We start from the raw sequence: 23,169 nt of genomic DNA on the forward strand, positions 1-23,169 counted from the left end.
GATCCCTGGCGCGTGCCTGCCTGCGCTCGGTCCGGCGCTTCGCCCTCTTCGGGGTTGAAGACATGACAGTGACGATCGCGACCTTGGGGTTTCCCCGCATCGGGCCGCGCCGCGAGTTGAAGTTCGCATTGGAGAAGTTTTGGTCCGGCAGGATCGGCGAAGCCGAGTTGCAGGAAGCCGCCTCGGGCCTGCGCACCGCCGCCTGGGCGCGGCAAAAGGCGCTGGGGGCCGACTGGCTGCCCTCCAACGACTTCTCGCTCTATGACCACGTGCTGGATACCAGCGTGATGCTGGGCGCGATCCCGAGCCGCTATGGCGCGGCGGACGGGGTCACCGACCTGGCGACCTATTTCGCGATGGCGCGGGGCACCACCGGCGAGCATGCGGGATGCGGCCATGCGCATGGTTCGGTGACCGCCGGCGAGATGACGAAGTGGTTCGACACCAACTACCACTATATCGTCCCGGAGATCGAACCCGGCCGCAAGCTCGCGCTCGGTCGGTTGAAGGTGGTCGAGGAGTATCGCGAGGCCCAGGCGCAGGGCTATGAGACGCGGCCGGTGCTGCTCGGCCCGATCACCTGGCTGAGCCTGGCCAAGGGGCACGGCATCGACCCATTCGACCTGCTCGACGAGGTGCTCGGGCTTTACCGTGTCATCCTGGGCCATCTCGCCCATGCCGGGGCCGAGTGGGTGCAGATCGACGAGCCGATCCTGGTGACCGATCTGTCGGAGCAGCAGCGGGCAGCCTTCACCCGCGCCTATGCCGCGCTCCAGCGGTCCGGCCCGAAGCTGATGCTGACGACCTATTTCGGCGGGCTGGAGGACAATCTGGCTCTGGCGACCGCGCTGCCGGTGCAGGGATTGCACGTCGATCTCGTGCGCGCGCCAGGGCAGCTCGATGCCGTCCTTCGGGCGGCGCCCAAGGACCTGCTGCTGTCGCTGGGCGTGATCGACGGGCGCAACGTCTGGCGTGCCGACCTGGACGCGGTGCTAGAACGGCTCGCTCCGATCGCGGCATGGCGCGACCTGGTGCTGGCGCCGTCCTGCTCGCTGCTGCACGTGCCCGTCGATCTCGCGCTCGAACCCAAGCTCGACACCGAGGTGAAGCAGTGGCTCGCCTTTGCGATTCAGAAGGTGGAGGAACTGGCCGTCCTCAAGCGCGCGCTGAACGAAGGGCGGGAGAGCGTGGCCGGGCCGCTCGCGGCGGCGGCGGAGGCGGCAGCGAACCGGAAGGTGTCGCCCCGCATCCACGACGCGGCGGTGCAGGCGCGGGTGGCGGGGGCGACGCCGGACATGCGGGAGCGCCGTTCCGGCCATGCCGAGCGCACGCGTGCCCAGGCCGAGCTGCTCGACCTGCCGCCCTTCCCCACCACCACCATCGGCTCCTTCCCGCAGACCGCCGAGGTACGCCACGCCCGGGCCGAGCATAATCGCGGCAATTTGGACGACGCCGGCTACCACCAGTTCCTGCGCGAGGAGACCGAGCGCGCCATCCGCTGGCAGGAAGCGGTCGGGCTCGACATGCTCGTCCACGGCGAGTTCGAGCGCAACGACATGGTGCAGTATTTCGGCGAGCAGCTGGCCGGCTTCGCCTTCACGGTGAACGGCTGGGTGCAAAGCTATGGCTCGCGCTGCGTCCGGCCGCCGATCCTGTTCGGCGACGTCCGCCGCACCCATCCAATGACGGTGGATTGGTGGCGCTTTGCGCAGGGGCTTACGGACAAGCCCGTGAAGGGCATGCTCACCGGGCCGGTCACGATCCTCAACTGGAGCTTCGTGCGCGACGACCAGCCGCGCGAGACCTCCTGCCGGCAGATCGCCTTTGCGATCCGCGATGAGGTGCAGGACCTGGAGGCGGCCGGATGCCGGGCGATCCAGATCGACGAGGCGGCGCTGCGCGAGGGCCTGCCGCTCAGGAAGCGCGACTGGCAGCAGTATCTCGACTGGGCGGTGGACTGTTTCCGTCTCTCGGCCGCAGGCGTGGCGGACGGCACCCAGATCCACACGCACATGTGCTATTCCGAGTTCAACGACATCCTGCCGTCGATCGGCGCGATGGACACCGATGTGATCTCGATCGAGACGGCGCGGTCGCAGATGGAGCTGCTGGAGGCGTTCGCCAAGTATCGCTACCCGAGCGCGATCGGGCCGGGCGTGTACGACATCCACTCCGCGCGCGTGCCGGGCGAGGCCGAGATGGTCGAGCTGATGCGGCTCGCCCAGCAGCATCTGAGGCCCGAGCAGCTCTGGGTGAACCCGGACTGCGGACTGAAGACGCGCAAATGGGACGAGGTGAAGCCGGCAATTGAGGCGATGGTCGCCGCGGCACGCACGCTGCGCGCCGCTTAGCGCTGAAGAGCGGCTGCGTGCCGGATCGGCGGCACGCAGCCTCCCCGTCTCGGCTCAGCGGAGCGGCAGGCGCGGGGAATAGTCGGCCAGCGTCATGAACACGCTGTCGATCTTCGTCACCAGCTTCCCGCCGGCTTCGGAGGTGGCGACCACCGCACGCCATTCCGGATCGGCGCCGAACGCCTTCCAGCTCGCCTCCCGCGCCTCCCGGCTCGGGTAGGCGAGCACGTAGACGAGCCGGCCCTCGGGTGCTTCCGCCGTCGGCTGCTCGTTCCAATAGGCGACGTTGTGCATGCCGTGCTTGGCGAAGAGCGTGAGCGTATGCTCGCGAAAGCGGGCGTTGAGGGCGGCGAGCTTGCCGGGCGCGGGGTAATAGATGCGCAACTCATAGACCGCGGTCTTCGGATCGAGTGCGGGGGACTGGGCGATCGCCGGACGCATGGCGGCAGGACTGGCGATTGCCGCAGCGGCAAGACAGGCGGCGAGCAGCAAGCGCATTGAGATCTCCCGGACAGGTGCGGGGCGATCATAGGCACCATGCGTGCCCGCGCGCCACTCCGGCGGCGCGGTTCCGGCCGGTCGCGGTCGTCCCTCTACAATCCCGTCGGCCAGGTCTCGTCCTGCCCCGCCTCGCCGCTTGCCGCCGTGGCTTGCACGGCCGTCGTGGTGTCGAACCACAGGAAGGCATCATATTCCTGCGCCAGCGACGCCTCGGAATAGTGGCTCCAGCGCTCGGTGTCGGGGCGGTAGATGACGCCGATGTAGCGCTCGAGCCGTTCGGCCGTGAGGGCCTCGCGCAGTTCGGGGCTTACTGCCCCCTCGCGCAGATCGAGCAGGAAGCGCGGGACGCCGCTGTCGTGGAGGATGCGTTCGAAACTGTCGGGCCGGGACGGATTGATCGTCATGACCTGCATCGGTTCATCCCAGTCGTCGGCGGCGGCGACGGTGCCGGCGTGGGTTCCGAAGCCGATCAGGCAAGCGGCGCCGTCGTAGCGCTCCCGCACCAGCTGGCCGAGGTTCAGCTCACCGCGGCTCTGGCCCATGTCGGTCCGGCGGGCGTCGCCGACATGGCTGTTGTGCGCCCAGACCACCGCCTTGGCATCCGGCCCCTTGCGCTGCAGCAGCAGCTCCAGCGTGTCGGCCATATGCTCGTCGCGCAGGTTCCAGCTGGCCGCCGAGCCATAGTACATGGCGCGATAATAGGCCTCTGCATTGGCGACGAGCCTGGCATTCTGCGCCGCATCGAGGAACGAGTCCGGATCGCCGGGCGCATAGGCGGCTTCGTTGGCGAACAGGTCGCGCAGCAGCTGCACCACCGCCGATTCGCATCGGCCATGGCCTTCGCTCAGCGCCATGCGGCCATAGCGTTCGGGCTGCTCCTTCCACGGCTTCAGGCAGCCGTAGAGGCGGAGGGCCTCGGCGGCGGCCGCCGGATCGACCCGCTCCAGATAGCCGATCACGGCGGCGACCGACGCCGTCATGTTGTAGAGATCCAGACCGTGGAAGCTGACGCGGGCGGACGCCTCCCGTTCGGCGTTGTGGGCGGTGAGCCACTCCACGAAGCCGTCGAACTCGGCATTGCGCCACATCCAGGCGGGAAAGCGGGTGAAGGGGGTCGGCGCCTCGGGCGGCGCAGGCTTTGCGCGCACGGTGCGGTCGATGACCGCCGCATCGGGCCAGTCCGCCTCGACCGCGACCATGGTGAAGCCGTGCCGCTCGATCAGGTGGCGGGTGATGGCGGCGCGGGCGCGGTAGAATTCGGAGGTGCCGTGGCTCGCCTCGCCCAGGCACACCACGCGGGCGTCGGCGAAGCGATCGAACAGCGCTCCGAATGCCGGATCGTCGAAATCGGGCAGCGGTTCGGCAGCGCCTGCCACCAGCTGCGCCGCCCGGCGCGTGTCGTCTTCTGCCACCATCCGCCTGCCTCTCCGTTGCGGGAGACCAACGCCGGGACGGCGGCTTGGTTCGGCGGGAACGTCAGCGCCGGGCAAGGTGCGATACCCTGCCCGGCGCCCGGCGCTTACCAGCGGCTGCCGTAGTTGCGGTCGCGCCAGCCATAGTGGCCGCGATCGTCCCGCCAGTCGCGGCGATCATGGCGCCAGTCGCGGCGGCTGTCGCGGCGCGCGTCTGCGATCTCGCGGCGGCACTCGCGCTGTTCGCGGCGATACTCGCGGCGGCTGTCCGCCCGGCGCAGCTCGCGGCGGCATTCCTGCACCTCGCGCCGGACTTCGTGGTTGTAGCCGTAGCGCTGGGCGGATGCAGCGGCCGGAGTGAAAGCCGCAGCGGCCACAGTGGCCAGGATGATCAGCGTACGCATGGTTCTCTCCTTCACGATCTCGATGGGGAGAAGCTAAGCGCGCCGGCCTGAACGAAGCCCGTCCGCGACATTCATCGACGAGACAGCGTTTTGGGCAGCTTCGCGCGCGCGTGACGCCCGCGCGGGAACTCCCTTCCCCTTCCGCTCGTACTGCCTCCAGACACAGGGAAGGACATGCCTATGGCCGAGAGCATCGCGCACGCCGATCGACGGCCACCCGGCGTCCTCGGCCACCGGATCTATTCCGCGCTGCTCCCGGTCCCGATCACCTGCTTCGTCGGCGCGCTGATCACCGACATCGCCTATTCCCGCGCACCCGACATGATGTGGCTCAACTTCTCCAGCTGGCTGCTGCTGGCGGGACTGGTCGTGGGTGGGGTCGCCGGGGTGGTGCTGATCGTGGAAACGGTCCGCAGGCGCGCGCGGCGCACGGGCGCGTGGGCGGCGCATGCGCTGCTGTTCGTGGCCGCCTGGGTGGTGGAGGTGTTCAACTCCTTCGTCCACACGCGCGACGGGTGGACGGCGGTGGTGCCGACCGGACTGATGCTGTCGATCCTGGCCGTCGTGCTCGCGCTGCTGGCCGGATGGTTCTGGCAATCCGCCAATCGCCGCGTGGCGGGAGACCTGTGATGAAGCGCAGCCTGGCAGCCCTGCTCGCCGTTTCCGCCCTAGCCGGCTGCGGAGGCGGCCAGAAGATCGACCCGAACGCGCAATACGGGCCGAACCCCCTCCTGCCCGAGCCCAAGGAGGCGCTGATCTCCGACGTGGGCGTCTACAAGGTCGTGGGCTGGAAGGCGGGCGAGACCCCGACCGTGCCGGCCGGGTTCCGCATCGAGGCGATCGCGACCGGGCTCGCCAACCCGCGCAACGTGCTGGCGCTCCCGAACGGCGACGTGCTGATCGTGGAATCGAAGAAGGAAGGCGGCGAGCCGGTCCAGCGGCCCAAGGACCCGATCCGCGACTGGATCATGTCGATGGCGCACGGCCAGGCGAAGAGCGGCGAGGCCCCGCCGCAGAGCAACCGCATCACCCTGGTGCGCGACGCCAATGGCGACGGCCGGCCGGACGGGCGATCCGTGCTGGTGGACAAGCTGAATGCGCCCTTCGGCGTGGCGGTGATCGGAAGCGACCTGTATGTCGCGAACACCGACGCAATCGTGCGCTATCCCTTCGTGCCCGGGCAGACGCGGATCACCGCGCCCGGCGTGAAGGTGGCCGACCTGCCGGCGGGACCGATCAACCACCACTGGACCAAGAGCCTGACTGCGAGCCCGGACGGCACCCGGCTCTATGTGGGCATCGGATCGAACAGCAATGCCATGGAGCGCGGCGAAGAGGCCGAACGCGACCGGGCGGCGATCCTGGAGGTCGATCCGAAGACCGGTCTGCTAAAGGTATATGCCAGCGGGCTGCGCAATCCCAACGGGCTGACCTTCTATCCCGGGTCGAACACGCTGTGGGCCGTCATCAACGAGCGTGACGAGCTGGGCCCGGACCTGGTGCCCGACTATATGACGTCGGTGCAGCCGGGCGGCTTCTATGGCTGGCCGTACAGCTATTATGGACAGCATGTGGACCCGCGGGTGCGGCCGCAGCGACCCGAACTGGTCGCCAAGGCGATCTCCCCGGATTACTCGCTGGGATCGCATGTCGCGCCGCTCGGCCTCGCCTTCTACACGGGCGCGAGCTTCCCTGCGGCCTATCGGGGCGGCGCCTTCGTCGGCGAGCATGGCAGCTGGAACCGCAGCGACCCGCATGGCTACAAGGTGGCGTTCATCCGCTTCCAGGGCGGCCGGCCGACCGGCATGCCGCAGGATTTCGTCACCGGCTTCCTGAAGGACGGCAAGGCACGCGGCCGGCCGGTGGGCGTTGCGGTCGATCGCACCGGCGCGCTGCTGGTGGCGGACGACGTCGGCAACACGGTGTGGCGGATCAGCCATGCCGGCGGGGCTCCCGCTGCCGGCTCCGGCGGCCCTAGCGGGACGTAACATCCCCAAACGCAACGTCCGGCGCACTCGGGTGGAGTGCGCCGGACGGATGCGGGTCGCTTAGCGCGAGCCGGGGATCATTCCCACTCGATCGTGCCGGGCGGCTTGCTCGTGTAATCATAGGTGACGCGGTTGATGCCCTTCACCTCGTTGACGATGCGGGTCGCCACGCGCGGCAGGAAGTCGCCGGGGAACTGGAACGCCTGGGCGGTCATGCCGTCGGTCGAGGTGACGGCACGCAGCGCCAGCACCGAATCATAGGTACGTCCATCGCCCATGACGCCCACCGAGCGGACCGGCAGCAGCACCGCGAACGCCTGCCAGATCGCGTCGTAGAGGCCGGCGTTGCGGATCTCTTCGAGGTAGATGGCGTCGGCCTTGCGCAGGATGTCGCAGCGTTCCTTGGTGACTTCGCCCGGGATGCGGATCGCGAGGCCGGGCCCGGGGAACGGGTGACGGCCGACGAACGCGTCGGGCAGGCCCAGCTCGCGGCCGAGCTCGCGGACCTCGTCCTTGAACAGTTCGCGCAGCGGCTCGACGAGCTTCATGTTCATGCGCTCGGGCAGGCCACCGACATTGTGGTGGCTCTTGATCGTCACCGACGGGCCGCCGGTGAAGCTGACGCTCTCGATCACGTCCGGATAGAGCGTGCCCTGGGCCAGGAACTCGGCGCCGCCGATCTTCTTCGCCTCGTCCTCGAAGACGTCGATGAAGGTCTTGCCGATGAACTTGCGCTTGGCCTCCGGGTCGGTGACGCCGGCGAGGCCGTTCATGAACAGCGGTTCCGCGTTCACGTGCACGAGCGGAATGTTGTAGTGGTTGCGGAACAGCGAGACGACCTGCTCGGCCTCGCCGGTGCGCATGAGGCCGTGGTCGACGAACACGCAGGTGAGCTGCTCGCCGATCGCCTCGTGGATCAGGACCGCCGCCACCGCCGAGTCGACGCCGCCCGACAGGCCGCAGATCACGCGGCCTTGGCCGACCTGGGCGCGGATGTCGGCGATCTTGGCCTCGCGGAACTCGGCCATCGTCCAGTCGCCGGTGAGGCCGCAGACGTGGCGGGCGAAGTTGCCGATCAGCCGGCCGCCGTCGGGGGTATGGACGACTTCGGGGTGGAACTGGGTGCCGTAGTAGCGGCGCGTGTCGTCGGCGATCACTGCGAAGGGGGCGCCGGGGCTGGTCGCGACCACCCGGAAGCCGGGGGCGAGCGCCGTCACCTTGTCGCCGTGGCTCATCCACACCTGATGGCGATCGCCCTCATCCCAGAGCGCGTCGAACAGGCCGCAGCGATCCTCGACGCCGATATAGGCTTCGCCGAACTCGCCGCTCATGCCCTTTTCGACGGTGCCGCCGAGCTGCTGGGTCATGACCTGCTGGCCATAGCAGATGCCGAGCACCGGCACGCCCGAATCGAAGATCGCCTGGGGTGCGCGCGGGCTCCCCTCCTCCGGCACCGAGGCGGGACCGCCCGACAGGATCACGCCGCGCGGGCGCATTCGCTCGAAGGCTTCGGCCGCGGACTGGAAGGGCGCGATCTCGCTGTAGACGCCGGCCTCGCGGACGCGGCGGGCAATCAGCTGCGTGACCTGGCTGCCGAAGTCAACGATCAGGATGGAGTCTGTGGGATGAACGCTCATGGCAGCGCGCGATAGCAGAGCTTGTGCGCGCTGCCAGCCCCTTTGGCGAGGGACCTACTCCGCCCCCCCGCCTTCCGTTGGTCCCGAGCAGGGATCGAGTTTGTCGAGAGCCCGTGTCGAGAGAACCGCGGCCGGTTTCTCGACACGCCGTCTCGACAAGCTCGACGGCTGCTCGAAACAAACGGGAGAGGTGGGGATGCGCCCGACAGCCCGATAAGAACAAGCAAAGCCGTTCGTGCTGAGAAGGGGCTGAGCTTGTCGAAGCGCCGTATCGAAGCACCTGCGCAGGTCCTTCGATACGCCGTTTCGACTTCGCTCAACGGCTACTCAGGACGAACGGATACGCTCAACGCCATCACGCTCTCCTTACTCGACCGGCTTGACCTCCATGCCGGTCCAGCGGGCGGCGAATGCCCAGAGGTCGGCATATTCCTCGATGACCTTGTCGGTCGGCTTGCCCGAGCCGTGGCCGGCGCGGGTCTCGATGCGGACGAGATGCGGCTTGTCGCCGATCTTGGCCGCCTGAAGCGCTGCCACGTACTTGAAGGTGTGGCCCGGCACCACGCGGTCGTCCGTGTCCGCGGTGGTGGCGAGGATCGCGGGATAGTCCTTGCCCTTGCGGATGTTGTGGTACGGCGAATAGGCGCGCAGGGCCTTGAAGTCCGCTTCCTCCGCCGGATTGCCATAGTCGTCGACCCAGTAGCGGCCGGCGGTGAAGCGATCGAAGCGCAGCATGTCCATGACGCCCACCGCGGGAAGTGCCGCGGCGAACAGGTCGGGGCGCTGGTTGACGACCGCACCCACCAGCAGGCCGCCGTTGGAGCCGCCCTGGATCACCAGCTGCTGCTTGGTGGCGTCACCCTGCGCGATCAGATCCTCGGCCGCGGCGATGAAGTCGTCGAAGACGTTCTGCTTGTTGGCGAGCCGGCCGCCGTCGTGCCACGCCTTGCCATATTCGCCGCCGCCGCGGATGTTGGCGACCGCGAGCACCCCGCCCTGCTCCAGCCACGCCAGACGGTTGGACGAGAAGGCGGGCAGCACCGACGAGTTGAACCCGCCATAGCCGTAGAGGAGCGTGGGCGCGGGGCCGGTCGTCCCCTTCTTGCGGACCAGGAACATCGGCACGCGGGTGCCGTCCTTGGAGCCGTAGAAGCGCTGGGCGACGTCATAGTCGGCAGGGTTGAACGCGACCTTGGGCGTCTGCCACGGCGTCGCCTGGCCCGTGCGGACGTCGTAGCGGTAGATCGTCGTGGGCGTGGCGAAGCTGGTGAAGGCGAAGAAGGTCTCGGGATCGTCCTGGTCGCCGCCGAAGCCGCTGGCCGTGCCGATGCCGGGCAGCGGCACTGCGCCGTCGCGCGCGCCGTTGAGCGTATAGCGGCGCACCTCGGTCTTCGCGTCGACCAGGTAGCTCGCCATCAGCTTGCCACCGGTGATCTTCGCCCCCTGCAGCGTCGCTTCATCCTGCGGCACGATCTCGCGCAGGCGATCGGTCGAGGCGGCCGCATCCATCGCGACGATCCGGCCGCGCGACGCGTCCTTGTCGGTCACGAAGTAGAAGGTGCTGCCGATGTTGCCCGCGAGATCCCAGCTGTTCTCGAGACCGCGGACCAGCGTGCGGGGCCGCATGCGGGCGTCCGTCAGGTCGATCAGCGTGATCTCGTAGCGGTTGTCGGTGCCTTCCGACGTGGTGATCACCAGCCACTTGCCGTCGTCGGTGACCTGGCCGACGTGGCTCTGCTTGGGCTTGTCGGGGGTCGAATAGACCTTGATGTCGGCCGACTGCGGCGTGCCGATCTTGTGGAAATAGAGCGCGTGGTTGAGGTTCAGCGCCTGGAAGGCCGCCCCCTGCTCCGGCTCCGGGAAGCGCGAGTAGAAGAAGCCCGACCCGTTGTGCGCCCAGGCGACGGCGGTGAACTTCGCCCACTTGACCTCGTCTTCGAGCGGCTTGCCGGTGGCGACGTCGAGCACCTTGAGCGTGCGCCAGTCGGTGCCGCCGTCCTGGATGCCATAGGCGATCAGGCGGCCGTTCTCCGACGGCACCCATTCGGACAGCGCGGTGGCGCCGTCCGCCGCCCAGCCATTGGGATCGATCAGCACGCGGCCCGGCCCGTCGAGGGTGTCGCGGACATAGAGGACCGACTGGTTCTGCACGCCGCTGTTGCGCGTGTAGAAGTAATGGCCGCCCTTCTTGGTCGGGAGGCCGAAGCGCTCATAGTCGATCAGCGTGCGCAGCCGCTCCTTGAAGATGGCGCGGCCGGGCAGCGTCGCGAGGTACGCGTCGGTCACCCGGTTCTGTGCTGCGACCCAGGCGGCCACCTCCGGATCGGTGCGGACGTCGTTTTCCAGCCAGCGATACGGATCTTCGACCTTCTCGCCGAAGAGCTTGTCGACCTGATCGACCCGGCGCGTTTCGGGGTAGGACATGGTTACCTCGGCTTTGTGGGACGGCGACTGCGAAAGGCCGGGCATGCCGGCGCGAAAGCCCGGATCGGACTTGCCGCAGCCGGCGAGCGCCAGCGAAACCAAAGTCATTGCAGTCGCGCAGACGCGTCGTGACACCAGGTGCTCTCCGGGGAAAAAAGAAAGGGCCGGCGCCAAACTGGCCCGGCCCTTCTTTGTTTGCAACCGCTTAGGTGCGGCATGCGACGTCGCCGATTATGCGGCTTCGTCGAAGTCCTCTTCGGTCACGACCGGACCGGAGTCCTGGCCCTTGGCCGAGACGTCGCGGTCGACGAACTCGATGATCGCCATCGGCGAGGCGTCCGACGCGCGGATGCCGGCCTTGATGATGCGGGTGTAGCCGCCGTTGCGATCGGCATAGCGGGTCGCCAGCACGTCGAACAGCTTCACCAACTGCGCATCGTCGAGGAGACGGGCGTGGGCGAGACGACGGTTGGACAGGCCACCCTTCTTCGCCAGCGTCACCAGCTTCTCGACGTAGGGACGCAGTTCCTTCGCCTTGGCGACGGTGGTGGTGATCTGCTCGTGCTTGATCAGCGCGGCCGACATGTTGCGGAACAGGGCCAGACGATGGGCCGAGGTACGCTGCAGCTTACGACCGCCAACGCGATGACGCATGATAACTTCCTTCGTTCGTTAAGGGGCCGTGTCACGGAAACCCCAGACCTGGTGGGACGGTGAGCCACCCAACAATACCGTCATGCCGGCAGTGCCGGCATCTTTGAACCTGACGCTCTGAACCCGGAGCCCGCCGCGGCAAAGCCGCGACGTCGAACGGGCCGGTTTGCACCGGCCCGCCGGCCGGGGCTGTTCCGTCTCGCCCGCAGCAAGGCTGCGGGCGTGCGGATCAGCCCATGATTTCCTGCTCGAGCTTCTTGGCCATTTCCTCGATGTTCTCGGGCGGCCAGCCCGGGATTTCCATGCCGAGGCGCAGGCCCATCGACGAGAGCACTTCCTTGATCTCGTTGAGCGACTTGCGGCCGAAGTTCGGGGTGCGCAGCATCTCTGCCTCGGTCTTCTGAACCAAATCGCCGATGTAGATGATGTTGTCGTTCTTCAGGCAGTTTGCCGAACGTACCGACAGTTCCAGCTCGTCGACCTTCTTGAGAAGGAAGCGATTGATCTGCGCGGTGTCGCCCGCCGACTCGGCGACCTGCGCCGGAGCCGCAGCGCCGGTCGGCGCCTGACGGGTGACCGACGAGTCGTCGAAGTGCACGAACAGCGCCAGCTGGTCCTGAAGGATGCGGCCCGCATAGGCGATCGCGTCCTCCGGGGTCACCGTGCCGTCGGTCTCGACGGTCAGCGTCAGCTTGTCGTAGTCGAGCTCCTGACCCACGCGGGTGTTCTCGACCTTGTACGACACCTGGCGCACCGGCGAGAACAGCGCATCGACCGGGATGAGGCCGATCGGCGCGTCGGCCGGGCGGTTGCTCGCTGCCGGCACATAGCCCTTCCCGCTCTCGGCGGTCAGTTCCATGTTCAGCGTCGCGCCCTCGTCGAGGTGGCAGATCACGAGCTCGGGGTTCATCACCTCGATGTCGCCCGAAACGGCGATGTCGCCAGCCTTGACTTCGGCCGGGCCGGTCATGGACAGCTGGAGGCGCTTGGCGCCCTCGCCCTGCATCTTGAGCGCGATCTGCTTCACGTTGAGGACGATGTCGGTCACGTCCTCGCGCACGCCCGCCAGGCTCGAGAATTCGTGCAGCACGTTCTCGATCTTGATGGAGGTGACCGCGGCGCCCTGCAGCGACGACAGCAGCACCCGGCGCAGCGAGTTGCCGAGCGTCAGGCCGAAGCCACGCTCCAGCGGCTCGGCAACGAACGTCGCCTTGCGCTTGGAATCGCCACCGGACTTCTTCTCGAGGCCGCCGGGCTTCTTGAGTTCCTGCCAGTTCTTAGCGTTGACAGACACGGGCTTCCCCTAGTTGTGGGCGCAGGCGGGGGCTGCCCGCGCCGAATGACGATCCGGCCGCGCAGCCAACAAGGGTCGCGACGGCCGGACGGGATCGATCAAACGCGGCGGCGCTTGGAGGGGCGCACGCCGTTGTGCGGGATCGAGGTCACGTCGCGGATCGACGTGATCTGGAAGCCAACGGCCTGCAGCGCGCGCAGCGCCGACTCACGGCCCGAACCCGGGCCCTTCACTTCGACTTCCAGGGTGCGCACGCCGTGGTCGGCAGCCTTGCGGCCTGCGTCCTCGGCAGCGACCTGGGCGGCGTACGGGGTCGACTTACGCGAACCCTTGAAGCCCATCATGCCGGCCGAAGACCAGCTGATCGCGTTGCCCTGCGCGTCGGTGATGGTGATCATGGTGTTGTTGAAGCTGGCGTTCACGTGCGCGACGCCTGCAGTGATGTTCTTGCGTTCGCGCCGACGGAGGCGCTGTGCAGCCTGTGCCATAGGTATTCCTGACCTGAAGTGCGTGATCCGGCGACCGGGAGGCAATCCGCCTCAAACCTGCCTCCGGCGGAGTAATTCGTCCCCCGGACGAATTACTTCTTCTTGCCTGCGATCGGCTTGGCCTTGCCCTTGCGGGTGCGCGCATTGGTGTGCGTGCGCTGGCCACGGACCGGCAGGCCCTTGCGGTGACGCAGGCCGCGGTAGCAGGCCAGGTCCATCAGGCGCTTGATGTTCATCGCGGTTTCGCGACGGAGGTCACCCTCGACGGTGTGGCTGGCGTCGATCGTCTCGCGGATCTGCAGCACTTCCTGATCGCTCAGGTCCTGCACGCGACGCTCGGCAGCGATGCCCAGCGCGTCGGTGATCTGCTTGGCCTTCGCAGGACCAATGCCGTGGATGTACTGAAGCGCAATGATGACGCGCTTGTTGGTCGGGATGTTAACACCCGCGATACGTGCCATGAACTTTATTCTCCCAGCTCCACGAGGCACCGCATGGCTATACGCGCGCCCCATCTCGTAGCGTTGACCCGAAACGCACAATTGCGGCGGACACGCGTGCGCGCCGCCGGGACCGGTGTGTCGGGGTAAAGCGCAGGTAAGCCCGGGCGGGAAAGCTGTCAACCGCCCGGCGGAACCAAATTTGCGATGGAGCGTGCGGGTGGTTGCGGCGGAGGGGGCGGCAGGCCCCGGAGCCCCGGGGCTAGCCCGGTATCTGCGGGCGGACCGGAACCTAGTTGAAGAGGCCCGCGGCTGGAGTCGCGCCCTTACCGTCGCTAGGCCCCGGCCTTCGCCGGGGCACAGAAAGGCGGGGGCCGAAGCCCCCGCCCGCCTCAGCGGTTGAGGATGTCCGCGATCTGCGTGGCGACCGTGTCCATGTCGGCCATGCCGTCGACTCGCTCGACGAGCCCGCGTTCTTCGTAGCCGGGCAGGATCGGCGCAGTCTTGGCGCGATACTCGGCCATGCGGGTGCGCACCGTCTCTTCGTTGTCGTCCGGCCGGCGCTTGAACTCGATCGAGCCGCAGGCGTCGCAGGTCGCCTCGACCTTGGGCAGCTTGAACTTGTCGTGATAGCCCGTGCCGCAGACGGCGCAGGTGAAGCGGCCGACGATGCGCTCGACCAGCGCATCCTCGTCCACCACCAGCTCGATGACATAGGCCAGGCGGCGACCGCGATGCTCGAGCAGCAGGTCGAGCGCGTCGGCCTGGGCCGCGGTGCGCGGATAGCCGTCGAAGATCGCGCCCTGCCCTTCCTCGAGCTGGTCGAGGCGCTCGCCGATCAGGGCCGAGACGATCGCGTCGGAAACGAGCTCACCCGCCTCCATCACCGCCTTCGCCTTGAGCCCCACGGGCGAGCCTGCCTTCACCGCTGCGCGCAGCATGTCGCCGGTGGACAGCTGCACCATCCCGCGATCATGCTCCAGACGGCTCGCCTGCGTACCCTTGCCGGCGCCCGGCGGTCCGAGCAGGATGATGTCCACGTGTCTTCCCCTCTTCGATCGATCAGCGACGCGCGCGGCCGCCCTTGAGCTTGGCCTTCTTGATCAGGTCCCCATACTGGTGCGCCAGCAGGTGCGACTGGATCTGCGTAACCGTGTCCATGGTTACGTTGACCACGATCAGAAGGCTAGTCCCACCAAGATAGAAGGGAATAGCGAGGGCCGAGACCAGATACTCCGGAAGCAGGCAGAGGATCACCAGATAGGCCGCGCCGATCACGGTGATGCGGGTCAGCACGTAATCGAAATACGCCTCGGTGTTCTTGCCCGGGCGGATGCCGGGGATGAAGCCGCCGTAGCGCTTGAGGTTGTCGGCCGTCTCTTCCGGATTGAACACCACGGCGGTGTAGAAGAACGAGAAGAAGACGATGCCGGCGCCGTAAAGCAGCATGTACACGGGGCTGCCGTGCTGCAGATACTGGTTGAGGCTGATCACGAAATCGCCCCACCAGCTCTGGCCCTCTGCCGCCTGGCCGGCGAACTGGGTGATCGTGACCGGCATCAGCAGCAGCGACGACGCGAAGATCGGCGGGATGACGCCCGCGGTGTTGATCTTGAGCGGCAGGTGGCTGCGGTCGGCCTGTACCCCGCGCGCGGTCTGGCGCTTGGGATACTGGATCAGGATGCGCCGCTGGGCGCGCTCCATGAAGCAGATGAACAGGACGAGGCCGATCACCGCAACCGTGATGCCGACGAGCTTGAGCGGATCGAGCGTGCCCGAACGGCTGCCCTCGAACAGCTGGACGAGCGTGGTGGGCAGGTGGGCGACGATGCCCGCCATGATGATGAGCGAGATGCCGTTGCCGATGCCGCGGCTGGTGATCTGCTCACCCAGCCACATCAGGAACATGGTGCCGCCGATCAGCGAGATGACCGCCGCGATGCGGAAGGTCATGCCCGGCTCGATCACCGCCTGCGCGCCGGCCTGGGCGCCGAACGCCTCGAGACCCACGGCGATGAAATAGCCCTGCACCGCCGTCAGCGCGACCGTGCCGTAGCGGGTGTACTGGTTGAGCTTCTTGCGGCCCGATTCGCCTTCCTTCTTGATCGCGGCGAGCTGCGGCGACAGCGAGCTGGCGAGCTGCACGACGATCGAGGCGGTGATGTACGGCATGACGCCCAGCGCCACCACCGACATGCGCGTCAGCGCGCCGCCCGAAAAGGTGTTGAAGAAGTCGAGCACGCCGCCCTGCGTCTGGTTGGCGAGCAGGCCGAGCTGGGTCGGATCGATCCCCGGCAGCGGCACGTAGCTGAGCATGCGGAAGACGATCAGCGCGCCAAGCGTGAACCACAGGCGCTTCTTGAGCTCGGTCGCCTGGCCGAACTTGGCCAGGTTCAGGTTGGTTGCAAGGCCGTCGGATGCCGCTGCCATGAATGTGTCCCGATGATGCTGGCGGGCGCTGATGCCCCACCCCCGGCGCCCATATAGGGCTAAAGGCCGGGATGTCTAACGGGTCCGCGGCGAAACGCCGGCGGCCCTTTCAAACGAGCGGGCCCGCCCACCCCTGCCCGCTCGGCCAAGCCGGAAGCAGAGCGGAAGCGGACGGGCCCGACGCGAACGACGTTCAGGCGGCGCCGATCAGGCGCGCGCGGCCTTCTTGGCGGCCAGGGTCTGGCCCTTCTTGGCCTTTGCCTTCTCGGCAGCCGGCACGACCTCGATCACGTTGACGGTGCCGCCAGCCTTCTCGACTGCCTCGCGCGCCGAAGCCGACACGCCGGCGACGGTGAAGCTCAGCTTGGCAGTCAGCTCGCCCTTGCCGAGCAGACGCACGCCGTCCTTGCCGCCGCGGGCCAGGCCAACTGCCTTGAGCGCTGCGTGGTCGATGTCGGTCGCGGTCAGCGTGCCGGCGTCCACCAGCTTCTGGATCGCGCCGAGGTTCACCTCAGCATAATCCTTGGCGAAGATGTTGTTGAAGCCGCGCTTCGGCAGACGCATGTGGAGCGGCATCTGACCGCCCTCGAAGCCCTTGATCGAGACGCCTTCGCGGCTCTTCTGGCCCTTCTGACCACGGCCTGCGGTCTTGCCCTTGCCGGAGCCGATGCCGCGGCCGACGCGCATCTTGCGGTGACGGGCGCCCTGGTTGTCGGTGAGTTCGTTGAGCTTCATGAGTTGCACTCGCTTTCGCTTTTTACGCGCTGATGAAATGAGGAAGGGGGCCGCATAGCCCCCTTCCCCTTATTTGTCACCGGTGAAGGTGAAGGCTTCAGCCTTCGACCGACACCATGTGCTGCACCTTGCGGATCATGCCGCGCACCTCGGGGGTGTCGGTCAGTTCGACCGTCTTGTGCATCTTGTTGAGGCCCAGGCCGACGAGCGTCGCGCGCTGGTCCTTGGTGCGCCGGATCGGCGAACCGGTCTGCGTGATCTTCACGGTAGCCATGGGATTACTCCACCACCGCCGCGGCTTCCGCCTCGGCAGCCTGCGATCCGCCGCGACCCAGCAGGTCGGCGATCTTCTTGCCACGACGCTGTGCGACCGACTTCGGCGAAGTCTGCTCGTTCAGCGCCTCGAAGGTCGCACGGATCATGTTGTACGGGTTCGACGTGCCGACCGACTTGGTCACGACGTCGGCCACGCCCAGGCTCTCGAAGATGGCGCGCATCGGGCCACCTGCGATGATGCCGGTACCGGCAGGCGCCGAACGCACCGTCACGCGACCGGCACCGAAGTGGCCGTTGCCGTCGTGGTGGAGCGTGCGACCGTCCTTGAGCGGAACGCGGACCATCGCCTTCTTCGCCGAAGCGGTCGCCTTGGAGATGGCTTCCGGCACTTCGCGCGCCTTGCCATGACCGAAGCCGACGCGGCCCTTGCCGTCGCCAACGACGACGAGGGCTGCGAAGCCGAAGCGCTTACCGCCCTTCACAGTCTTCGAAACGCGGTTGATGTGGACGAGCTTTTCGATCAGCTCCTCGCCACCATCCTCGTTGCGACGATCGTCGCGACGCCCGCGGTTGCCGTCCCGGCCGCCACGACCACGCTCACCGCCACGACCACGGCCGCCACGCGGACCACGGCCCTGGGGCGCGCCTGCCTCTGCGCCCGTCGTCTCGACGGGGGCTTCGGCCTGGTTGTTCTCGTCGGCCATCTTAGAACTCCAATCCGCTCTCGCGCGCGGCTTCCGCCAGCGCCTTGACGCGTCCGTGGAAGAGGAACCCACCACGATCGAACACCACCTGCGTCACGCCGGCAGCCTTTGCGGCCTCCGCGACGCGCTGGCCAACCGCCTTGGCGGCATCGACGTTCGCGCCGCTCTGGCCACGCACGTCCTTTTCCAGCGTCGAAGCCGAAGCGACCGTCCGGCCCTCGGCGTCGTCGATGACCTGGGCATAGATGTGCTTGCCCGAACGGTGGATCGACAGGCGCGGACGACCGCCCGAGCGCGCACGAAGCGCGGTACGGTTGCGGCGGCGGCGCTTCTCGAACAGCGACATACCCTTGGTAGACATCACTTCTTCTTCCCTTCCTTGCGGAAGATGAACTCGCCGTCGTACTTGATGCCCTTGCCCTTATAGGGCTCCGGCTTCCGCCAGCGGCGGATCTCAGCGGCGACCTGGCCGACCTTCTGCTTGTCGATGCCCGAGATTTCGACCGTGGTCTGATCCGGGGTCTTCACCTCGATCCCCTCGGGGATGTCGAAGTTCACGTCATGCGAATAGCCGAGCTGCAGCTTGAGGACCTTGCCCTGCGCTGCCGCACGATAGCCGACGCCGGTGATGAGCAGCTTCTTGGAGAAGCCCTCGGTCACGCCGGTCACCAGGTTCTGCACCAGGGTACGCTGCATGCCCCAGAAGGCACGAGCGCGCTTGGTGTCGTTCGCCGGCTGCACCGAAATGCCACCGTCGGTGACTTCGTAGGCGATGTCGTCCGCGAGCGGCATGGAGAGGGTGCCCTTGGGACCCTTCACGCTCAGCTCACGGCCGGCGATGTTGGCAGTGACGCCGGCCGGAACCGGGACTGCCTTCTTGCCGATGCGGCTCATTAGAACACCTCCGCCAGCACTTCGCCACCGACGTTCTGCTCGCGCGCTTCGGCGTCGGAGAGAACGCCACGCGGCGTCGAGACGATCGTGATGCCGAGGCCGTTGCGAACGCGCGGCAGCTCCTGGCTGCCCGAGTAGACGCGACGACCGGGCTTCGAGACGCGCGCGACGTGCTTGATCGCCGGCTGACCCTCGAAATACTTCAGCTCGATGCGGACGCCGGCCGCGGGGCCCATCTGCTCTTCGCTGTAGCCACGGATATAGCCCTCGCGCTGAAGCACGTCGAGGACGCGGGTCCGCAGCTTGGACGCCGGCGACAGGACGGAGTCCTTGCGCGCGCGCTGGCCGTTGCGGATGCGGGTGAGCATATCACCCAGGGGATCGGTCAATGCCATCGGTACGGTCCTTACCAGCTCGACTTGACGACGCCGGGGATCATGCCGCGGTTGGCAAGATCACGAAGCATCACGCGGGCGAGGCGGAACTTGCGGTAGTAGGCGCGCGGGCGGCCAGTGACCTCGCAGCGGTTGCGAATCCGGGTCGGATTGCCGTTGCGCGGGATCTCGGCCATCTTCAGGCGCGCGATCAGGCGCTCGGTCTCGTCCAGCGAGGTGTCCGCTGCCTGCGCCTTCAGCTTCGCATACTTGCCGGCGTACTTCTTCACCAGCTGCTTGCGACGCTCGTTCTTGTTGATCGAACTCAGTTTCGCCATGGACTTAAGCTCTTCCTAGTCTGGCCCCGGCAACGCGCCGAAGCCCTTGTTGCGGCACCGCCCCGACCGATGGCCGGGGCGATCCCATCAATGGGTTAGGCCGCCTTCTGCTGCTCGCCGTCCTGCGCCTGCGGGAACGGGAAGCCGAACAGACGCAGAAGCTCGCGAGCTTCGTCGTCGGTCTTGGCGGTGGTGGTGACGATCACGTCCATGCCGCGCACCTTGTCGACGCGGTCATAGCTGATTTCCGGGAACACGATCTGCTCCTTGATGCCGCAGGCATAGTTGCCGCGACCGTCAAAGGACTTCGGGTTCAGGCCGCGGAAGTCGCGGACGCGGGGAAGCGCGATCGTGATGAAGCGGTCGAGGAACTCGTACATCCGCTCCCGGCGCAGCGTGACCTTGCAGCCGATCGCCATGCCTTCACGCAGCTTGAACTGCGCGATCGACTTCTTCGCCTTGGTGACGACAGGCTTCTGGCCGGCGATCAGCTCCATTTCGGAAGCCGCCTGCTCGACCTTCTTCTTGTCCTGCGTCGCCTCGCCCACGCCCATGTTGAGCACGATCTTTTCGATCCGGGGCACTTCGAGCGCGTTCTTGTAGCCGAACTTCTCCGTCATCGCCTTGACGATGCGGTCGTCGTAGATCGACTTCATCCGCGGCGTGTACTTGTCAGCCATTGATGACATCCCCCGTCTTCACGGCCACGCGGACCTTCTTGCCGTCGCGCTCTTCGAAGCGGACGCGGGTCGGCTTGCCGTCAACGACGTGCGCGACCTTCGAGATGTGGAGCGGCGCTTCCGAACGCTCGAGGCCACCCTGCGGGTTGACCTGGGTCGGCTTGCGGTGGCGCACGGCGATGTTCACGCCCGACACCACAACCTTGCCGTCCTTCGGCATCGAACGGACGACTTCGCCGGTCTTGCCCTTGTCCTTGCCGGACAGGACGATGACCTGGTCACCCTTCTTGATCTTGGCGGCAGCCATTACAGCACCTCCGGCGCGAGCGAGATGATCTTCATGAAGCCGCGCGAACGCAGCTCGCGAACCACCGGGCCAAAGATACGGGTGCCGATCGGCTCCTCGTTCTTGTTGACCAGCACCGCGGCGTTGCCGTCGAAACGGATCACCGAACCGTCGGTGCGACGGATGTCCTTGGCGGTCCGAACGATGACGGCGCGGTGCACGTCACCCTTCTTCACGCGGCCGCGGGGTGCGGCCTCCTTGATGGAGACGACGATGACGTCGCCCACACCTGCCGTGCGGCGCTTGGAGCCGCCCAGCACTTTGATGCACTGCACCCGCTTCGCGCCGCTGTTGTCTGCGACGTCGAGATTGGACTGCATCTGAATCATGATGCGCTTCCTTCTCTATGGGCCCGATTCCGACCGGCGCCCGCCTTCAAAAACGAACCCCCGGCGCGGGCAACCGCGCCAGGGGGAGCGGCCAACTAGCCGTCCCTGGGGAGGAACGCAAGCCCCTGCCCCAATTCCCGTTTCCGGCCCCGAAAGGCCGGAGGTGGAGGCCCTTAGGCCTCCGCCGCCACCTGGGCCGGGGTCGCGTGGGTGTTCACGCGGTCCACGACCTTCCAGGTCTTGAGCTTGGAGATCGGCGCAGTCTCTTCGATGCGCACGGTCTCGCCCTCGCGGTACTCGTTGCCCTCGTCATGGGCATGGTACTTCTTCGAACGGCGGATGATCTTGCCGTAGAGCGCGTGCTTCACCTTGCGCTCCACCTTCACCACCACCGTCTTGTCGGTCTTGTCCGAGACGACCGTCCCGGTCAGCACGCGCTTCGGCATGTCAGTCGTCCCTTACTTGGCCTGCGAGCGCGTGCGCTCGCTCTGCAGCGTCTTGATCCGTGCGATGTCGCGACGGACTTCCTTGACGCGGCTCGGCTTTTCCATCTGGCTGGTCGCAGCCTGGAAGCGGAGGTTGAACGCCTCACGCTTCAGGTTGCCCAGCTCCTCGGTCAGCTGATCGTCGCTCTTGGCGCGCAGATCGGTTGCCTTGGTCATTTTCAACCCTCCAGGTGCGAGGTGTCGCCCAGACGGGCAACGACCTTGACCGCGATCGGCAGCTTCATCGCTGCACGCTCGAATGCCTCAGCCGCGAGCGGGCCGGGCACGCCGTCCAGCTCGAACAGGATCCGGCCCGGCTTGACGCGAGCGACCCAGAACTCCGGCGAACCCTTGCCCGAGCCCATGCGGACTTCGGCAGGCTTCGACGAAACCGGAACGTCCGGGAAGACGCGGATCCAGAGACGGCCCTGGCGCTTGATGTGGCGCGTGATCGCGCGGCGAGCCGCCTCGATCTGGCGAGCGGTGATCCGCTCCGGCTCCATCGCCTTCAGCCCGTAGGAGCCGAAGTTGAGCGCGGTGCCACCCTTGGCGTCGCCATGGATGCGGCCCTTGAAGGCCTTGCGGAACTTGGTGCGCTTTGGTTGCAGCATTTTCCTAGTCCTTAGCGGCGGTCATCGCGGGCCGGACGCACGCCGGAGGTCTGAGCCTCCAGCATCAGCCGGTCCTGCGCCATCGGGTCGTGGCCGAGGATCTCACCCTTGAAGATCCACACCTTCACGCCGCACACGCCATAGGCGGTGTGTGCAGTCGCTTCGGCATAGTCGACGTTCGCGCGCAGCGTGTGCAGCGGAACGCGACCCTCACGGTACCATTCGGTACGTGCGATCTCGGCGCCGCCGAGACGGCCGGCGCAGGTGATCCGGATGCCCTCGGCGCCCAGACGAAGCGCCGACTGCACCGCGCGCTTCATGGCGCGACGGAAGGCGATGCGACGCTCGAGCTGGTCCGCGACACCCTGTGCCACCAGCTTGGAGTCGATCTCGGGCTTGCGGATCTCGACGATGTTCAGCGACACGTCGGACGAGGTCATCGCAGCGAGCTTCTTGCGAAGCTTCTCGATGTCGGCGCCCTTCTTGCCGATGATCACGCCCGGACGGGCTGCATAGATCGACACGCGGCACAGCTTGGCCGGACGCTCGATCACCACCTTCGAGATCGCGGCCTGCGGCAGCGTCTCGGTGATGTACTTGCGGATCTTGAGATCCTCCAGCAGCAGACGGCCATAGTCATGGCCTTCCGCGAACCAGCGGCTGTCCCAGGTGCGGTTGATCTGCAGACGCAGACCGATGGGGTTCGACTTCTGACCCATTACGCTTCCTCCACCTCGGCAACGACGATGCGCACGCGGCTGAACGGCTTCAGGATGCGGGTCGACTTACCACGGCCGCGGGTAGCAAACCGCTTCATGGTGATCGACTTGCCGACCGAAGCCTCCTTCACGACGAGAGCGTCGACGTCGAGGTTGTGGTTGTTCTCCGCGTTGGCGATCGCCGAAGCGAGGCACTTGCGGACGTCCACGGCCATCGCCTTCTTCGAGAAGGCGAGGATGTTCATCGCTTCACCGGCAGAGCGGTTGCGGATGAGGCCGGCGACGAGGTTCAGCTTCTGGGCCGAGCCACGCACCTGCGTGGCGACTGCCAGTGCTTCCTTCTCGCCCACGCGGCGAGGGGCTGCCTGCTTGCTCATCAGCGCTTACCCTTCTTGTCGGCGGCGTGGCCGGGGAAGAAGCGGGTGGGAGCGAACTCGCCGAGCTTCATGCCCACCATCTCTTCGTTGACCGACACCGGCACGAACTTGCGACCGTTGTACACGTTGAACGTCAGGCCGACGAACTGCGGCAGGATCGTCGAACGACGCGACCAGGTCTTGATCGGACCAGCGCGCGTACCGGCTTCCTGAGCGGCCTCCGCCTTCTTCAGCAGGCTCAGTTCGACGAACGGGCCCTTCCAAACAGAACGAGCCAT

30 protein-coding genes are annotated in these 23,169 nt (G+C 67.0%); 3 read left to right on the top strand and 27 right to left on the bottom strand.

Features of this window, described 5'->3' with window-relative positions; genetic code table 11:
* Positions 1 to 62: 62 nt before the first annotated feature.
* A complete protein-coding gene (metE, locus tag ABDZ92_RS00280; RefSeq protein WP_125961381.1) occupies positions 63 to 2,351 on the top strand; it encodes a 5-methyltetrahydropteroyltriglutamate--homocysteine S-methyltransferase in 2,289 nt (762 codons plus the stop codon).
* A gap of 54 nt (positions 2,352 to 2,405) precedes the next feature.
* On the opposite strand, the gene ABDZ92_RS00285 is transcribed toward metE, so the two are convergent.
* The 3 genes from ABDZ92_RS00285 to ABDZ92_RS00295 all read right to left on the bottom strand — a co-directional run bounded on the left by ABDZ92_RS00285 (position 2,406) and on the right by ABDZ92_RS00295 (position 4,668).
* Positions 2,406 to 2,849, bottom strand: a complete 444-nt coding sequence (locus ABDZ92_RS00285) for an NIPSNAP family protein (protein ID WP_125961382.1) — start codon at positions 2,847 to 2,849, stop codon at positions 2,406 to 2,408.
* Between the two features lie 95 nt (positions 2,850 to 2,944).
* Positions 2,945 to 4,267 carry an erythromycin esterase family protein gene (locus tag ABDZ92_RS00290; RefSeq protein ID WP_125961383.1) on the bottom strand — a complete coding sequence of 441 codons (1,323 nt, stop codon included), beginning with the start codon at positions 4,265 to 4,267 and terminating at the stop codon, positions 2,945 to 2,947.
* A gap of 104 nt (positions 4,268 to 4,371) precedes the next feature.
* Positions 4,372 to 4,668, bottom strand: coding sequence for a hypothetical protein (locus tag ABDZ92_RS00295; RefSeq protein WP_125961384.1), 297 nt, complete (start codon positions 4,666 to 4,668; stop codon positions 4,372 to 4,374).
* Positions 4,669 to 4,848: 180 nt separating this feature from the next.
* Here ABDZ92_RS00295 and ABDZ92_RS00300 point away from each other — a divergent pair, with 180 nt between their 5' ends.
* Complete coding sequence (locus tag ABDZ92_RS00300; RefSeq protein ID WP_125961385.1) at positions 4,849 to 5,298, top strand: DUF2231 domain-containing protein; 450 nt, start codon at positions 4,849 to 4,851, stop codon at positions 5,296 to 5,298.
* Complete coding sequence (locus ABDZ92_RS00305) at positions 5,298 to 6,656, top strand: PQQ-dependent sugar dehydrogenase (RefSeq protein ID WP_125961386.1); 1,359 nt, start codon at positions 5,298 to 5,300, stop codon at positions 6,654 to 6,656. Before ABDZ92_RS00300 ends, ABDZ92_RS00305 begins: the two co-directional genes overlap by 1 nt.
* 77 nt (positions 6,657 to 6,733) lie before the next feature.
* Here ABDZ92_RS00305 and guaA read toward each other — a convergent pair whose 3' ends face one another.
* From guaA to rpsS, 24 genes are all read right to left on the bottom strand, one after another.
* Positions 6,734 to 8,293, bottom strand: a complete 1,560-nt coding sequence (gene guaA / locus ABDZ92_RS00310) for a glutamine-hydrolyzing GMP synthase (RefSeq protein WP_125961387.1) — start codon at positions 8,291 to 8,293, stop codon at positions 6,734 to 6,736.
* 366 nt (positions 8,294 to 8,659) lie between these two features.
* The gene (locus ABDZ92_RS00315) at positions 8,660 to 10,762 is read right to left on the bottom strand and encodes a prolyl oligopeptidase family serine peptidase (protein WP_425542271.1); all 2,103 of its coding nucleotides are present in this window, start codon (positions 10,760 to 10,762) and stop codon (positions 8,660 to 8,662) included.
* A 186-nt stretch (positions 10,763 to 10,948) separates the two neighbouring features.
* Positions 10,949 to 11,371: a 50S ribosomal protein L17 gene (gene rplQ / locus ABDZ92_RS00320; protein WP_125961388.1), complete on the bottom strand. Its 423-nt coding sequence runs from the start codon at positions 11,369 to 11,371 to the stop codon at positions 10,949 to 10,951.
* Between the two features lie 229 nt (positions 11,372 to 11,600).
* Entirely contained in the window at positions 11,601 to 12,665 is a 1,065-nt protein-coding gene (locus ABDZ92_RS00325) for a DNA-directed RNA polymerase subunit alpha (RefSeq protein ID WP_125961389.1), read from the bottom strand.
* 98 nt (positions 12,666 to 12,763) lie between these two features.
* Positions 12,764 to 13,153: a 30S ribosomal protein S11 gene (gene rpsK / locus ABDZ92_RS00330; protein ID WP_125961390.1), complete on the bottom strand. Its 390-nt coding sequence runs from the start codon at positions 13,151 to 13,153 to the stop codon at positions 12,764 to 12,766.
* 92 nt (positions 13,154 to 13,245) lie between these two features.
* Entirely contained in the window at positions 13,246 to 13,614 is a 369-nt protein-coding gene (rpsM, locus tag ABDZ92_RS00335; RefSeq protein ID WP_125961391.1) for a 30S ribosomal protein S13, read from the bottom strand.
* 371 nt (positions 13,615 to 13,985) lie between these two features.
* Positions 13,986 to 14,633, bottom strand: coding sequence for an adenylate kinase (locus tag ABDZ92_RS00340; protein WP_125961392.1), 648 nt, complete (start codon positions 14,631 to 14,633; stop codon positions 13,986 to 13,988).
* A gap of 22 nt (positions 14,634 to 14,655) precedes the next feature.
* The gene (secY, locus tag ABDZ92_RS00345; RefSeq protein WP_125961393.1) at positions 14,656 to 16,023 is read right to left on the bottom strand and encodes a preprotein translocase subunit SecY; all 1,368 of its coding nucleotides are present in this window, start codon (positions 16,021 to 16,023) and stop codon (positions 14,656 to 14,658) included.
* 207 nt (positions 16,024 to 16,230) lie between these two features.
* A complete protein-coding gene (gene rplO / locus ABDZ92_RS00350; RefSeq protein WP_125961394.1) occupies positions 16,231 to 16,758 on the bottom strand; it encodes a 50S ribosomal protein L15 in 528 nt (175 codons plus the stop codon).
* Positions 16,759 to 16,855: 97 nt separating this feature from the next.
* Positions 16,856 to 17,032 carry a 50S ribosomal protein L30 gene (gene rpmD / locus ABDZ92_RS00355; RefSeq protein ID WP_125961395.1) on the bottom strand — a complete coding sequence of 59 codons (177 nt, stop codon included), beginning with the start codon at positions 17,030 to 17,032 and terminating at the stop codon, positions 16,856 to 16,858.
* Positions 17,033 to 17,036: 4 nt separating this feature from the next.
* Positions 17,037 to 17,738: a 30S ribosomal protein S5 gene (rpsE, locus tag ABDZ92_RS00360; RefSeq protein ID WP_125961396.1), complete on the bottom strand. Its 702-nt coding sequence runs from the start codon at positions 17,736 to 17,738 to the stop codon at positions 17,037 to 17,039.
* Position 17,739: 1 nt separating this feature from the next.
* On the bottom strand, positions 17,740 to 18,099 hold the full coding sequence (rplR, locus tag ABDZ92_RS00365) for a 50S ribosomal protein L18 (protein WP_125961397.1): 360 nt from the start codon (positions 18,097 to 18,099) through the stop codon (positions 17,740 to 17,742).
* A complete protein-coding gene (gene rplF, locus ABDZ92_RS00370) occupies positions 18,099 to 18,632 on the bottom strand; it encodes a 50S ribosomal protein L6 (RefSeq protein WP_125961398.1) in 534 nt (177 codons plus the stop codon). Before rplF ends, rplR begins: the two co-directional genes overlap by 1 nt.
* Positions 18,632 to 19,027 carry a 30S ribosomal protein S8 gene (gene rpsH, locus ABDZ92_RS00375; RefSeq protein WP_125961399.1) on the bottom strand — a complete coding sequence of 132 codons (396 nt, stop codon included), beginning with the start codon at positions 19,025 to 19,027 and terminating at the stop codon, positions 18,632 to 18,634. Before rpsH ends, rplF begins: the two co-directional genes overlap by 1 nt.
* Positions 19,028 to 19,038: 11 nt before the next feature.
* Entirely contained in the window at positions 19,039 to 19,344 is a 306-nt protein-coding gene (gene rpsN, locus ABDZ92_RS00380; protein ID WP_125961400.1) for a 30S ribosomal protein S14, read from the bottom strand.
* Between the two features lie 95 nt (positions 19,345 to 19,439).
* Positions 19,440 to 20,024 carry a 50S ribosomal protein L5 gene (gene rplE, locus ABDZ92_RS00385; protein WP_125961401.1) on the bottom strand — a complete coding sequence of 195 codons (585 nt, stop codon included), beginning with the start codon at positions 20,022 to 20,024 and terminating at the stop codon, positions 19,440 to 19,442.
* A complete protein-coding gene (gene rplX, locus ABDZ92_RS00390) occupies positions 20,017 to 20,331 on the bottom strand; it encodes a 50S ribosomal protein L24 (protein ID WP_125961402.1) in 315 nt (104 codons plus the stop codon). The genes rplE and rplX overlap by 8 nt, the downstream gene beginning before the upstream one ends.
* Complete coding sequence (gene rplN / locus ABDZ92_RS00395; protein ID WP_125961403.1) at positions 20,331 to 20,699, bottom strand: 50S ribosomal protein L14; 369 nt, start codon at positions 20,697 to 20,699, stop codon at positions 20,331 to 20,333. Before rplN ends, rplX begins: the two co-directional genes overlap by 1 nt.
* A gap of 173 nt (positions 20,700 to 20,872) precedes the next feature.
* Positions 20,873 to 21,145: a 30S ribosomal protein S17 gene (gene rpsQ, locus ABDZ92_RS00400; protein ID WP_125961404.1), complete on the bottom strand. Its 273-nt coding sequence runs from the start codon at positions 21,143 to 21,145 to the stop codon at positions 20,873 to 20,875.
* Between the two features lie 12 nt (positions 21,146 to 21,157).
* Positions 21,158 to 21,361, bottom strand: a complete 204-nt coding sequence (gene rpmC, locus ABDZ92_RS00405) for a 50S ribosomal protein L29 (RefSeq protein WP_125961405.1) — start codon at positions 21,359 to 21,361, stop codon at positions 21,158 to 21,160.
* Positions 21,362 to 21,363: 2 nt separating this feature from the next.
* The gene (gene rplP / locus ABDZ92_RS00410) at positions 21,364 to 21,795 is read right to left on the bottom strand and encodes a 50S ribosomal protein L16 (protein WP_125961406.1); all 432 of its coding nucleotides are present in this window, start codon (positions 21,793 to 21,795) and stop codon (positions 21,364 to 21,366) included.
* Between the two features lie 11 nt (positions 21,796 to 21,806).
* Entirely contained in the window at positions 21,807 to 22,514 is a 708-nt protein-coding gene (gene rpsC, locus ABDZ92_RS00415) for a 30S ribosomal protein S3 (protein ID WP_125961407.1), read from the bottom strand.
* Positions 22,514 to 22,891 (bottom strand): 50S ribosomal protein L22, encoded by a 378-nt coding sequence (gene rplV / locus ABDZ92_RS00420; RefSeq protein ID WP_125961408.1) that lies wholly within the window; start codon positions 22,889 to 22,891, stop codon positions 22,514 to 22,516. The genes rpsC and rplV overlap by 1 nt, the downstream gene beginning before the upstream one ends.
* Positions 22,891 to 23,169: a 30S ribosomal protein S19 gene (gene rpsS / locus ABDZ92_RS00425; protein ID WP_125961409.1), complete on the bottom strand. Its 279-nt coding sequence runs from the start codon at positions 23,167 to 23,169 to the stop codon at positions 22,891 to 22,893. Before rpsS ends, rplV begins: the two co-directional genes overlap by 1 nt.

Origin of the sequence: Sphingomonas molluscorum, assembly GCF_039522995.1 — a bacterium.
Lineage (GTDB): Bacteria > Pseudomonadota > Alphaproteobacteria > Sphingomonadales > Sphingomonadaceae > Sphingomonas > Sphingomonas molluscorum.

Coding starts and splice junctions, on each gene's coding strand:
- rpsC (WP_125961407.1), bottom strand. CDS start 22,514: ATGGGTCAGAAGTCGAACCCCATCGGTCTGCGTCTGCAGATCAACCGC.
- rplP (WP_125961406.1), bottom strand. CDS start 21,795: ATGCTGCAACCAAAGCGCACCAAGTTCCGCAAGGCCTTCAAGGGCCGC.
- rplO (WP_125961394.1), bottom strand. CDS start 16,758: ATGAAGCTCAACGAACTCACCGACAACCAGGGCGCCCGTCACCGCAAG.
- rplF (WP_125961398.1), bottom strand. CDS start 18,632: ATGAGCCGCATCGGCAAGAAGGCAGTCCCGGTTCCGGCCGGCGTCACT.
- metE (WP_125961381.1), top strand. CDS start 63: ATGACAGTGACGATCGCGACCTTGGGGTTTCCCCGCATCGGGCCGCGC.
- rplR (WP_125961397.1), bottom strand. CDS start 18,099: ATGTCTACCAAGGGTATGTCGCTGTTCGAGAAGCGCCGCCGCCGCAAC.
- rplX (WP_125961402.1), bottom strand. CDS start 20,331: ATGGCTGCCGCCAAGATCAAGAAGGGTGACCAGGTCATCGTCCTGTCC.
- rplQ (WP_125961388.1), bottom strand. CDS start 11,371: ATGCGTCATCGCGTTGGCGGTCGTAAGCTGCAGCGTACCTCGGCCCAT.
- rpsE (WP_125961396.1), bottom strand. CDS start 17,738: ATGGCCGACGAGAACAACCAGGCCGAAGCCCCCGTCGAGACGACGGGC.
- ABDZ92_RS00300 (WP_125961385.1), top strand. CDS start 4,849: ATGGCCGAGAGCATCGCGCACGCCGATCGACGGCCACCCGGCGTCCTC.
- rpsS (WP_125961409.1), bottom strand. CDS start 23,169: ATGGCTCGTTCTGTTTGGAAGGGCCCGTTCGTCGAACTGAGCCTGCTG.
- rpsN (WP_125961400.1), bottom strand. CDS start 19,344: ATGGCGAAACTGAGTTCGATCAACAAGAACGAGCGTCGCAAGCAGCTG.
- rpsK (WP_125961390.1), bottom strand. CDS start 13,153: ATGGCACAGGCTGCACAGCGCCTCCGTCGGCGCGAACGCAAGAACATC.
- rpsM (WP_125961391.1), bottom strand. CDS start 13,614: ATGGCACGTATCGCGGGTGTTAACATCCCGACCAACAAGCGCGTCATC.
- rpmD (WP_125961395.1), bottom strand. CDS start 17,032: ATGGCTACCGTGAAGATCACGCAGACCGGTTCGCCGATCCGGCGCACC.
- ABDZ92_RS00290 (WP_125961383.1), bottom strand. CDS start 4,267: ATGGTGGCAGAAGACGACACGCGCCGGGCGGCGCAGCTGGTGGCAGGC.
- rplN (WP_125961403.1), bottom strand. CDS start 20,699: ATGATTCAGATGCAGTCCAATCTCGACGTCGCAGACAACAGCGGCGCG.
- rplE (WP_125961401.1), bottom strand. CDS start 20,024: ATGGCTGACAAGTACACGCCGCGGATGAAGTCGATCTACGACGACCGC.
- secY (WP_125961393.1), bottom strand. CDS start 16,023: ATGGCAGCGGCATCCGACGGCCTTGCAACCAACCTGAACCTGGCCAAG.
- ABDZ92_RS00305 (WP_125961386.1), top strand. CDS start 5,298: ATGAAGCGCAGCCTGGCAGCCCTGCTCGCCGTTTCCGCCCTAGCCGGC.
- rpsH (WP_125961399.1), bottom strand. CDS start 19,027: ATGGCATTGACCGATCCCCTGGGTGATATGCTCACCCGCATCCGCAAC.
- ABDZ92_RS00285 (WP_125961382.1), bottom strand. CDS start 2,849: ATGCGCTTGCTGCTCGCCGCCTGTCTTGCCGCTGCGGCAATCGCCAGT.
- ABDZ92_RS00295 (WP_125961384.1), bottom strand. CDS start 4,668: ATGCGTACGCTGATCATCCTGGCCACTGTGGCCGCTGCGGCTTTCACT.
- rplV (WP_125961408.1), bottom strand. CDS start 22,891: ATGAGCAAGCAGGCAGCCCCTCGCCGCGTGGGCGAGAAGGAAGCACTG.
- rpsQ (WP_125961404.1), bottom strand. CDS start 21,145: ATGCCGAAGCGCGTGCTGACCGGGACGGTCGTCTCGGACAAGACCGAC.
- guaA (WP_125961387.1), bottom strand. CDS start 8,293: ATGAGCGTTCATCCCACAGACTCCATCCTGATCGTTGACTTCGGCAGC.
- ABDZ92_RS00315 (WP_425542271.1), bottom strand. CDS start 10,762: ATGCCCGGCCTTTCGCAGTCGCCGTCCCACAAAGCCGAGGTAACCATG.
- rpmC (WP_125961405.1), bottom strand. CDS start 21,361: ATGACCAAGGCAACCGATCTGCGCGCCAAGAGCGACGATCAGCTGACC.